Source organism: Nocardiopsis sp. NPDC050513, assembly GCF_044457925.1.
In the GTDB taxonomy this organism is placed as follows: domain Bacteria; phylum Actinomycetota; class Actinomycetes; order Streptosporangiales; family Streptosporangiaceae; genus Nocardiopsis.
Map to the genome: position 1 here is coordinate 183479 of NZ_JBITHK010000012.1, position 10360 is coordinate 193838.

The following is a 10360-nucleotide window of genomic DNA, read 5'->3' on the forward strand; positions in this document are numbered from 1 at the left end:
AACCATACGGACATACGATTATTACCATACACTGATACGGTTATGTCGTGCCAAGAACAGCGGACCACGCCCTCAGGCGTGCACAGATCAGCCGGGCCGTGCGCGAGATGATCGCCGAGACCGGCCTGGACACCGTCACCGTGTCCCGCACGGCCGCGCGCGCCGGGATGTCGGTCGGGCTCGTCCAGCACTACTTCCGAGCCAAGGACGACATGCTGCTGCACGCCTTCCAGGAGGTCAGCACGGAGGTCGCCGAGCGCGTCGCCGGGGTCGTGCGCGAGGGGGCCACCCATCGGCGGACCATCGCGGACGTCCTGCTGGACGCCCTCGCCGAACACCTGCCGCTCGACGAACCCCGCCGCGCCGAGTTCCGCGTCGTGCGCGCCTTCGCCGGGCGGGCGCTGGACAGCCCCGCCCTCGCCGAGGTGGACGCGCGCACCGCCGAGGCCATGCACGCGGAGATCGCCCGCGCGGTGCGCAACGGCACCGAGTGCGGGGAGGTCGAGCTGGAAATGGACGCCGACACCGCCGCCACGCGCATCGCCTCGGTGGCCGAGGGCCTGGCCACCCGCGTGTACCGCGGCGAACCCGGCGTCGCCGACCACGCCCGCGCGGCCCTGCGCGCGGAGCTCGGCACCGTGTTCACCGGTCGCTGCCGCCAGTACGAGGGCTGACTGCCCCGCGGTCCTTGCTTTGGCTTCTCACTTGGGCACAGGATGAGGGAAAACCCGTACACACGTCCCCGGAGGTCTCCACGATGGCGAAGCGAAAGGAAGGGGAGCCCATGACCGCCATTCTGGAAAAGTCCTCCGACGCGCGTCCGGCCCCGGTCAGTCTGCGTGATCTGGCCGACCACCTCGACGTCCCTCCGGGATTCAGGGTGGAGGTCCTTGAAGGGGCCATCGTGATGTCACCCACACCGTCGAGGAAGCATGCGGGTGTGCTCAGTCGGCTCACCGTTCAACTGGTGGAGCAGTTGCCCCATGATCGTTCGATGGCGCAAGTGTGCTCCGTCGAGGCCCCCGACGGGGAGGACTACGCCATTCCCGACCTGATGATCATCCCCGATGTTCTTATGGACGACGACGGTTGGCTGGTGAGCCCGGACGACGTCGACTGTGTGGTGGAGGTGGTCTCCCCGGGCAACGCCGCCAACGACACGAAGGTCAAGCCGTCCCTGTACGCGCGATGGCGGATCCCCCTCTACCTGATCATCGACCCGAGGAACGCGACCACCCGCCTGTACTGGGACCCGAAGGACGGCGAATACCAGGCCAGGCACGACTCCGGATTCGGCACCGACGTGGTCCTGCCCGAACCGCTCAAGGACGTCCGGATCGACACGTCCGTCTTCCCCAGGTACGGCCGCTGACCCCCCTCACGCCTCCCGCAGGACCCGCACCAGCCGCGTCGTCCGCTCCGCGCCCGCGTTCTCCCGCACACCCGTCTCCAGCGCGCCCCCCGTGGCGTCCACCAGGGACACGTGCCGCACCGCCCGCGTCAGCGCCGTGTACACCTGCGGGCGCGACACCGCCGCCTCCGGCGGGAACACCGCCACCACGGCGGGCCACCGGCTCCCGTGCGCCGCGGCGACCGTGACGGCCCAGCCCGGCCGCAGCGCCGACGGCTCCGCCACCGACACCCGCCGCCCGTCGGCCAGCTCGACCACCGCCGCCTCGCCCACCTCGCGCAGGAACCCCGTGTCGCCCGGCCCGTACCCGGGGCCCTCGGCGACCAGCAGCACGCGGTCGCCCGCGTCGAAGCCCCCGTGCGCGCCCGGTCCCGGGTTCAGCCGCTCCTTGCACGCGGCGTTGAGTGCGCCCGCGCCCGCCGGTCCGTCCTCCCGCGCCGCCACGACCTGCACGTCCTCGGGGGCGATGCCGAGCGCGCGCGGGATCGAGTCCGTGAGCAGCTGCACCACGCGGTGCGCGGCCTCCTCCGCCGACGCGGCGGGCACCCGGACCACCTCCCGCTCCGGCGCCGCCACCTCCGGCACGTCCCCGTCGGCCACCGCCTGCGCCAGTTCGGCGATGGACCCGGGCTCGCCCGGGTCGGCGACCTCGGCCACGTGCGCGGTCCGGGAGGCCGCCACGTCCACCACCACCCGGCCCGGGGTCGCGGAAGGCGCCTGGTGCGGGTCGGCGACCAGCACCAGGTGGGCGTCGTCGGCGCACGACGAGACCAGTTCGGCCGCCCGCGCCACGCCCACCGACATCGCCTCGCACAGCACCACCAACCCGACCTCCAGCGGGGCCCGACCCAGCAGTTCGGGCAGGGACACGGCGCGGAACCCGGGCTCGTCCTCGCCCCAGCAGCGGGTCAGCTCCCGGTTCACCTCGGCCGCCGCCCGCGCGGTCGGCGCGGCCACGGCCAGGCCCACCTGGCTGTCGGCCGCGATCGCGTGCAGGCACACCAGGGCCCGGGCCACCTCGGCGGCGTCTCCGGGACCGTGCCGCAGCACCGTGACCGGGCGCAGCGCCACGGTCACCAGCGCCTCGCGCGTGCGCTCCGACAGCGTGAACCCGTGCCGCTCGACCGCCGCGTCCACGGTCTCGGCGGCGGTCAGCGCGTCCATGACCGGTTCGTTGCCGCCGATCAACCGCGCCAGCTGCTCGCCCAGGCGCTGTTCGGCGTGGCCGATGTCGGGCAGGGCGTGGAACCGCTCGGCGTCCGGGAGGTCGGGGACCCCGCCCTCGGCGAAGTCGAAGTCGTCGTCGGTGTCGTCGGTGCTCTCGAAGACCACCGAGGAACCGTCCGCCACGGCCGCGTCCAGGGCCGCAGCGGGGTCGGCCACCCCCAGCTTGCCGACGATCGCCGCCAGCCGCCGCTCCTCGACCGCCGTGTGCCCGCGCCGCGCCGACTGGCGCAGCACGTGGGCGGTCAACGCGCCCAGCCGCCGGGGATCGTCCGGCCGGGCCTCGTCGCCCAGGCCTCGGCGCGCGCAGTAGTCGGCCTGTTCGACGGTCACCGCCGGCAGCCGCAGCAGCAGCCACGGGTTGGCCTCCAGTGCGGCGGCGGCTCCCGGGCCCAGCTCCGCGGCCAGGCGCGGCGCCAGGACGCGCGGCGCCCCCATCCGGTCGAGGACGGCACTGACCTGTTCCACAGCCTCGGACACCTCGGATGGTTCCCCTCGTCACGCGGTTGGAAGGACCCTGGGAGCCTACCGAGTCCCGGTGACCGTCCGCTCCGGGTTCGGCCGGCCCGTGCCCGCCGTCAGCGTCCGCGCCCGGAGGTGGCGTCGTCCAGGGCGTCCCGGATCTCCGGGGGCAGTTCCACCGCCTCCACCCGCAGGATCCCCTCCAACTGGGGGAGCGTGCGCGGACCGACCACCGCCGAGGCCACCCCCTCCTGGTCGCGGGCCCAGCTCAGCGCGACCGCCAGCGGCGGCACGCCCAGGCCCTCGGCGGCCGTGCACACCGACTCGACCACGCGGCGGCTGTGCTCGTCCAGGTAGGGCTCGACGTAGGGCGCCATGTGCGGGAACGCCGCCCGCGAGTCCGGCGGCACTCCGTTGCGGTACTTGGCGCTGAGCACACCGCGACCCAGCGGCGACCACGCGATCAGGTGGGCGTCGGCGGCGGCCGTCGCCGGGCGCAGCGCCCGGTCGGCGTCCCGGTTGAGCAGGGAGTACTCCGTCCCCGCGGTCACCAGCGGCACGCGTGCGGGCTGGGCCCGCTGCCACGTCGCCAGGGTGGCGAACTGCCAGGCCTCCAGGTTCCCCGTGCCCACGTACCGGGCCTTGCCCGCCGCGACCGCGGTCTCCATCGCCGCCAGGGACTCCTCCGGCGGGGTGGCGGGGTCGAAGACGTGCAGCTGCCACAGGTCGACGTAGTCGGTCTGGAGCCGCCGCAGCGACGCGTCCAGCGAGGCGAGCAGGTGCCGCCGGGAGCAGTCCACCGGGCGGTACCCCTCCGGCGTGTGCCCCGTCTTGGTGGCGACCACCACGTCCTCGCGGCGCACCGCGGCGTTCAGCAACCGGCCCAGGATGCGTTCGCTCTGCCCGCCCGTGTAGATGTCGGCGGTGTCCACGAGCGTGCCGCCCGCGTCGACGAACGCGGTGAGCTGCTGCCCCGCCTCCTCCTCGGAGGTGTCCTTGCCCCAGGTCATCGTGCCCAGGGCGGTGCGTGACACCCACAGTCCTGATCTGCCCGCCTGTCGCTGTTCCATGCGGCGGAGAGTACCGTGTCCGTCTGACCAGGGGCCGGGGCCTGCGTCCCGGCGAGGGCTCCGGGCCGCCCGGGACGCCCGGCCCAGCGGCACCGGTCCGACCGGACGCTCGGGCCGCTCCTCCACCGCCCGCGAACGGGTCGGGTCGCCGACGGACAACGGGCGTCCACCCCCGTCCCCGAGGTCGGGGTTGCGGCGGCGGCTCGACGAGCAAGCCCCGTGATACGGCCTTCGGCCGACGAGGACGCGCCGCGAGGCGTACGGGCCCGGCGCAGCGGGGGACGTGTGCGCGGCACACGCCCTAGGGTGGTGCCATGGCGACACCCGAAGCAGACCAGGACGCCCGTCCCCCCGCGGCCGAGGCGGTCACCCTCCTCCTCGTCCGCCACGGCATGACCGACGCCACCGGCCCCCGACTGGCGGGGCGCGCCGAGGGCGTCCACCTCAACGACACCGGCCGTGCGCAGGCGGCCCGCCTGGCCCGCCGGCTCGCCGAACTGCGGCCCGCCGCGCTGGTGTCCAGCCCGCTCGAACGGTGCCGGGAGACCGCGGAGACGGTCGGCGAACTCCTCGGCGCCGCGGTCACACCCGACGACCGCCTGATCGAGTGCGACTACGGGACCTGGACCGGTCGGGGGCTGGAGGAGCTCGCCGCCGAACCCCTGTGGCGGGTGGTCCAGGACCACCCCAGCGCGGCGCGCTTCCCCGGCGGAGAGGCCCTGGCCACGGCCTCGGCGCGCGCGGTCGAGGCGATCCGCGACTGGAACGGCCGTGTGTCGCTGGCCCGGGCCGACGGGGAACAGGGGCCGCCGGTGTACGTCGTGTGCAGCCACGGCGACATCATCAAGGCGATCGTCGCCGACGCCCTCGGCCTGCACCTGGACCTCTTCCAGCGTCTGCGCGTCGACCCCTGTTCGATCACCTCCATCACCTACACCCGTACGCGTCCCTTCCTCAACACGCTCAACGACACGGGGGAGGGGCTGGCGGGCAGCCTGCCCACCCGGGCCGAGGCGCGCGGCGACGCGGCGGTCGGCGGCGGCGCCGGAGGGCGTTCGGACGGCTCCGGCGCAGCCTGACGGGAGCGGCGGCCGCCTCAGGCGGCCGCGATCGTGTTCTGGCCCACGACGATCCTCCAGCCCTCGTCGCCGAGGGCGAAGACGTACACGGCGCTGCCACCCGGTCCCTCCGCCGGGGCGCCGCCGGCGTCGACCGGGGCCTGCGCCACGTGCACGGCGACGACGTCCGGGCGGATGTCCAGGACGTCGACGACGCGGTAGCGGGCGTAGGCGTCGGCGAGCTTCGGCACGACCTCCTTGCCGAGGGCGATGACGGAGTCGCGGCCGCGCACCTGCCTGCCGACCGCGTTGGTCCACAGGGAGTCGGCGGCGAAGTGCTCGCCCAGGGCGACCGGGTCGTGCGCGTTGAAGGCGTCCTCGAAGCTCTGGACGAGGGCGTGGATCTCGCTGTGTCGCGTGGTGCTCATGGTGTCTCCCGAAATCGTCGGCGAGGGCGGAGCCGGTGTGCTCCGGGAGACAGCGAACTACGTCAAGTTAACTTGATGTCAAGCGCGGGAACGATGGGGCGACGAGCGTCCTCCATCCCTTAAGGTTCATGGCATGCCCGTCTTTCAGTTCAACCCGCCGGAGCGGTTCGTCGCCGGAACGGTCGGCCAGCCGGGAGACCGCACCTTCTTCCTCCAGGCCGTGGGGGAGGGGCGGATCACCAGCGTCGTCCTGGAGAAAGCCCAGGTCGAGGCGTTGGCGACCCGCATCGAGGAGCTGCTGGAAGAGGTGCACCGCCGGTTCGGGACACCCCCGGGCGACACCACCCCGCCCGAGGACGACGGCCCCCTCCAACAGCCGATCGAGCAGGATTTCCGGGTGGGCACGCTCGCCCTGGCCTGGGACGCCGAGGCCGCGCGCGTGATCATCGAGGCCCAGGAGATCGACGAGTCCGCCGGTGAGGACCTGGTCGAGGACGACGAGGAGGAGCTGGAGGTCTTCGCCGAGGAGGCTCCTCCGCACCGCGACGTCCTGCGCGTCTACCTGACGCCCGGGGAGGCCCGCGCGTTCGCCGGGCGCGCGATGAAGGTCGTGGCCGCCGGACGCCCCGACTGCCCGCTGTGCGGCCGTCCGCTGGACCCCGGCGGTCACATCTGTGCCCGACAGAACGGGTACCGGCCGGACCGCCTCGTGTGACACCGGTGGCGATGACGACCGCACACGGCGGCCCCGGCGCGCGCACGCCGCGGGGGACCGGATGAACGACACCACCGACGCCTTCGACGGCCTCGACGCCGCCGCGGGGCTCGACCTGCTCCGCACCGGCCAGATCACCGTCGAGGGCCGCCTGACCTCGGCCTCCAACGCCACCCTGTACTGCACGGTCTCCGACGGCGCGCGCTCGGCCGCCTGCGTCTACAAGCCCGTGGCGGGGGAGCGGCCCCTGTGGGACTTCCCCGACGGCACGCTGGCGGGTCGCGAGGTGTCGGCCTTCGCCGTCTCCGAGGCCCTGGGCTGGGGGATCGTCCCGCCCACCGTGCACCGGGACGGCCCGTTCGGCGAGGGCATGGTGCAGCTGTGGGTGCACGGCGACACGACCGTGGACCTGGTCGCGCTCTCCCGCGAGACCGACAACCCCGACCTGCGCCGCATGGCGGTCTTCGACGCGGTCATCAACAACTCCGACCGCAAGATCGGCCATCTGCTGCCCACCCCCGCCGGTCACCTGTACGGCTGCGACCACGGCGTCTCCTTCGCCGAGGACTACAAGCTGCGCACGGTGCTGTGGCAGTGGCGGGGCGAACCGCTCACCGAGGACGCGCTGGCCGCCCTGGAATCGGTCCGCGACATGCTCAAGGACCCCGGCAGCGCGCTGTCCGACGTGCTCGGCCGCCACCTCGCCGATCCGGAGGTGTACGCGCTCGCCAGCCGGATCGACCTGCTCATCCACCACCGGATCCACCCCTACCCGGCGCCCGACTGGCCGTCGGTGCCCTGGCCGCCGGTGTGAGCCGGAACCGCCCGCGGGTGTGAACCGGAACCGCCCGCGGGTGTGAACCCTGTCCCCTACCGGGGGGTAGGAATGGCGCCACGTGGGTCGCAGGCGGCACAATGGGCCCCGTGAGCAACGAAAACGAGTGGAACTACCTCTTCGACATGGACGGCGTGCTCGTCCGCGAGCAGCACCTCGTCCCCGGCGCGGACGCGTTGATCGCCGAGCTGCGGGAGAACGGGATCCCGTTCATGGTGCTGACCAACAACTCCATCTTCACCCCCCGCGACCTGCGTGCTCGTTTGCTCAACACCGGGCTGGACATCCCGGAGGAGTCCATCTGGACCTCGGCGCTGGCAACGGCCCAGTTCCTCCAGACCCAGCGGCCCAACGGGTCGGCCTACGTCGTCGGCGAGTCCGGGCTGACCACGGCGCTGCACAACGTCGGGTACGTGATGACCGAGAACCACCCGGACTACGTGGTGCTCGGTGAGACCCGCACCTACAGCTTCGAGGCCATAACCCGCGCCATCCGCCTGGTGCGGGCCGGTGCGCGGTTCATCGCCACCAACCCCGACGAGACCGGCCCCAGCGCCGAGGGCCCGCTGCCCGCGACGGGCGCGGTCGCGGCGCTGATCGAGAAGGCCACCGGCCGCCGCCCGTACTTCGTGGGCAAGCCCAACCCGCTGATGATGCGTTCGGCGCTCCGGCGGATCGGCGCGCACTCGGAGAACACGCTCATGGTCGGGGACCGCATGGACACCGACGTCCTCAGCGGTCTGGAGGCGGGCCTCCAGACCGTCCTGGTCCTGTCGGGCATCTCCGACCGCGACACCGCCGACCAGTTCCCCTACCGGCCCACCCGCGTGATCGAGTCGGTGAAGGAGCTCGTGGGCAACACCCGCGCGCCGTTCGGTCCGAAGGACTGACCCGCGGGCGGTGGGGCGGACCGGACCCGTCCGCCTCCGGGCACGACGAACGGGCGGCGGACGCGTGTCCACCGCCCGTGCCGGGTCGCCGTCGGTCGTGCTAACGCTGCCTGGCGAGCTCCTCGACCTTCGCCGCCTCCTCGCGGCGGCGTGCGCGCAGCAGGGCGAGGCGCTCGGCCAGGACCTCCTCGAGGTCCTCCATGCTCCGGCGCTCCAGCAGCATGTCCCAGTGGGTCCGAACCGGCTTGGCGTTCTTGGGCTCCTCGCCGGTCCCGTCCCGCCGCAGGGCGCGGTCGCCGCAGAAGCGACACTCCCATTCGGCGGGGATCTCGGCCTCCGTCGCGAAGGTGACCGAGAAGCGGTGGCCCCGGGTGCAGTCGTAGGTGACCTCCTGCCGGGGAGCCAGGTCGGTGTTGCGGTCGTTCTCGTAGCTCGTCGCCCCGAGCCGGGTGCCGCGAAGTGCTCGCTCGGCCATCGTGTGGGTGCCTCCAGGCGCTCGTGCGGTCTCGCGGGATGTAACGCGTCGGTCCACGTCAAGATTCCCCACTGACCTGAGGTCGAACCACCCGGGATGCCGGGGCGCCGCCGTCGCGGTCGGTGCGGTTCCCGGTGCCGCGGGTTTCCCCGGCGGTGCACGGCGGAATGAATCAGATCCGACATCAGACACCGCTCTTCTCAGGAGTTCACTTCTTCTCAGGAGTTCACTCCGTACGCCTCGTGGGGGAAGCGCCATGGTCCCGATCCGCCTGCTCGCCGCCGCGGCCCTGCTCGCGATGACCGGCTGCGGGCCCTTCCCCGCGGGGGACGGGGACCCCGACGCGGGTCCGCGGGGCGCTTCACCGGCCGCGACCTCACCCGACTCCGGCCGCGCGCCCGCGCCGCGGCGGGTGCGCGAACCCGCGGCCGAACCCGGCCCCGCCCCGGATCCCTCCCCGGCGGCGGAGAACCGCACGCGGGGTGCGGGATCGGCGCCCGGCAGCCCGCCTTCGGCCGGGGCCTGGGCAGGGGCCAGGGCAGGGGCCAGGGCCTGGGCCGGGCAACCGCCCGCCGCCGACGCGTACGTGGCCGCACTCGCCGGTTCCTCCGACCCCGACCGGATGCGCGGGGGGCTGGAGGAGGCGGCCGAGGACTCCCCCGCGTACACCTACCTCCTGCACCACACGGCCGTCGCCCGTGCCTGGGCGGACGGTGGCCGCGGGTTGACCGACCCCCAGGTCGACCGCACCGACACGGGGTACCGGGTGTGCCGTGACGTCGCCCAGGAGGGCTACGGGGGCGGGGACCGGGACGCCGACCGCCGCTGCGTCGAACTCACCGACTTCGCCTTCGACGACGGACGCGTCGCCCGGTTCCGCGTCGACGGCGCCGATCCCTCCTGTGCCCTGGTCGAGGGCGGACGGGCCCGCGTCCGGAGCGGTGGGGTCGAGGCCAGCGTGGTGAGCGCCTACCGGCCGGTCGGCCAGACGGTCCTGGTGGTCACGCTGGACATCGCCGCCGCCGCCGGCGCCGACGTCGGGCTCCCGGGAGCCGTGTACCGGACGTCCGACGGCGAGTACCGGCGCGCGGACCGGGCCGTCGGCAGGTACGAGCTCGACGCCGGGGACTCCACCAGCGCCGCCCTGTACTTTCCCGACTCCCATCCTGGCGGCACCGTCCTGGTCGGCGGATGTCTGGAGGAGTGCTCGGCCGTGGTCAAACTCGCGCTCCCCGTCTCCTGATCACACGGCACGCGCCCGGGGCGCCACTCCCGTCGTGGCCGTGAACCCTAAGAGTTCCTTATCTGACACCTAAGGTCCTATGAAGTCCGATGTGTCGGACTTTCTCCCTGCCTTACCTTCTTCATCACTGGCCACATCCGTGGCCGGTTCCACGGGACCGGGGCCGTGCGCTCCCGCGTTCGACCAGGATCGACGGAGGTGGCGGAAGTGACTCTCGTGCAGGGAGCAGAGGCGTCGCGGGCGAACGCGGAAGTCCGCCCCCGGAGGGCGGGCGACGGCTCACCGGAGCTGCCCGTGGATGTGCGGCGGCGGGTCTCCGCTCTGGCCCGTACCCCCCGCCTCCTCATCGCCTGCGACTACGACGGTGCTCTCACCCCCGCTCTCACCTCCGCTCTCACGCCTGGCGGTGCTTCCGGCGGTGCCCCTGCCCTCGCCTCCGACGGTGCTCTCACCTCCGCTCTCACGCCTGGCGGTGGTTCCGCGCGCCCCGACCCCGTCGCGGTGCGGGCTCTGCGCGAGCTGGCCGATCTGCCCGGCACCACCTGCGCC

11 protein-coding genes and 1 pseudogene are annotated in these 10360 nt (G+C 73.4%); 8 read left to right on the forward strand and 4 right to left on the reverse strand.

All coding sequences use genetic code 11. The annotated features are described in order from the left end of the window. Positions 1 to 47 precede the first annotated feature (47 nt). Entirely contained in the window at positions 48 to 674 is a 627-nt protein-coding gene (locus tag ACIBFB_RS21210) for a TetR/AcrR family transcriptional regulator (RefSeq protein WP_397232679.1), read from the forward strand. Between the two features lie 110 nt (positions 675 to 784). Further along, positions 785 to 1372 carry a Uma2 family endonuclease gene (locus ACIBFB_RS21215; protein WP_397232681.1) on the forward strand — a complete coding sequence of 196 codons (588 nt, stop codon included), beginning with the start codon at positions 785 to 787 and terminating at the stop codon, positions 1370 to 1372. A gap of 6 nt (positions 1373 to 1378) precedes the next feature. On the opposite strand, the gene ACIBFB_RS21220 is transcribed toward ACIBFB_RS21215, so the two are convergent. Both ACIBFB_RS21220 and ACIBFB_RS21225 read right to left on the reverse strand, forming a co-directional pair. Continuing rightward, positions 1379 to 3115 carry a helix-hairpin-helix domain-containing protein gene (locus ACIBFB_RS21220; protein WP_397232683.1) on the reverse strand — a complete coding sequence of 579 codons (1737 nt, stop codon included), beginning with the start codon at positions 3113 to 3115 and terminating at the stop codon, positions 1379 to 1381. Between the two features lie 98 nt (positions 3116 to 3213). Continuing rightward, positions 3214 to 4167: an aldo/keto reductase gene (locus ACIBFB_RS21225; protein ID WP_397232685.1), complete on the reverse strand. Its 954-nt coding sequence runs from the start codon at positions 4165 to 4167 to the stop codon at positions 3214 to 3216. A gap of 314 nt (positions 4168 to 4481) precedes the next feature. Between ACIBFB_RS21225 and ACIBFB_RS21230 the strand changes: the two genes are divergently transcribed. After that, on the forward strand, positions 4482 to 5246 hold the full coding sequence (locus tag ACIBFB_RS21230) for an MSMEG_4193 family putative phosphomutase (RefSeq protein WP_397232687.1): 765 nt from the start codon (positions 4482 to 4484) through the stop codon (positions 5244 to 5246). Between the two features lie 17 nt (positions 5247 to 5263). Here ACIBFB_RS21230 and ACIBFB_RS21235 read toward each other — a convergent pair whose 3' ends face one another. Beyond that, complete coding sequence (locus ACIBFB_RS21235; RefSeq protein WP_397232689.1) at positions 5264 to 5653, reverse strand: YybH family protein; 390 nt, start codon at positions 5651 to 5653, stop codon at positions 5264 to 5266. A 133-nt stretch (positions 5654 to 5786) separates the two neighbouring features. Between ACIBFB_RS21235 and ACIBFB_RS21240 the strand changes: the two genes are divergently transcribed. From ACIBFB_RS21240 to ACIBFB_RS21250, 3 genes are all read left to right on the forward strand, one after another. Continuing rightward, entirely contained in the window at positions 5787 to 6368 is a 582-nt protein-coding gene (locus ACIBFB_RS21240) for a DUF3090 domain-containing protein (RefSeq protein ID WP_397232691.1), read from the forward strand. A gap of 61 nt (positions 6369 to 6429) precedes the next feature. Continuing rightward, positions 6430 to 7182 (forward strand): SCO1664 family protein, encoded by a 753-nt coding sequence (locus ACIBFB_RS21245; RefSeq protein ID WP_397232693.1) that lies wholly within the window; start codon positions 6430 to 6432, stop codon positions 7180 to 7182. A 101-nt stretch (positions 7183 to 7283) separates the two neighbouring features. Continuing rightward, entirely contained in the window at positions 7284 to 8093 is an 810-nt protein-coding gene (locus tag ACIBFB_RS21250; RefSeq protein ID WP_397232695.1) for an HAD-IIA family hydrolase, read from the forward strand. Between the two features lie 100 nt (positions 8094 to 8193). Here the strand turns inward: ACIBFB_RS21250 and ACIBFB_RS21255 are convergent, their stop codons facing one another. Beyond that, complete coding sequence (locus ACIBFB_RS21255; protein WP_075925039.1) at positions 8194 to 8568, reverse strand: RNA polymerase-binding protein RbpA; 375 nt, start codon at positions 8566 to 8568, stop codon at positions 8194 to 8196. Between the two features lie 256 nt (positions 8569 to 8824). Between ACIBFB_RS21255 and ACIBFB_RS21260 the strand changes: the two genes are divergently transcribed. Both ACIBFB_RS21260 and ACIBFB_RS21265 read left to right on the forward strand, forming a co-directional pair. Further along, positions 8825 to 9811 carry a hypothetical protein gene (locus tag ACIBFB_RS21260; protein WP_397232698.1) on the forward strand — a complete coding sequence of 329 codons (987 nt, stop codon included), beginning with the start codon at positions 8825 to 8827 and terminating at the stop codon, positions 9809 to 9811. Positions 9812 to 10018: 207 nt separating this feature from the next. Continuing rightward, positions 10019 to 10360 (forward strand): annotated as a pseudogene (locus tag ACIBFB_RS21265) (hypothetical protein); the annotation flags it as partial.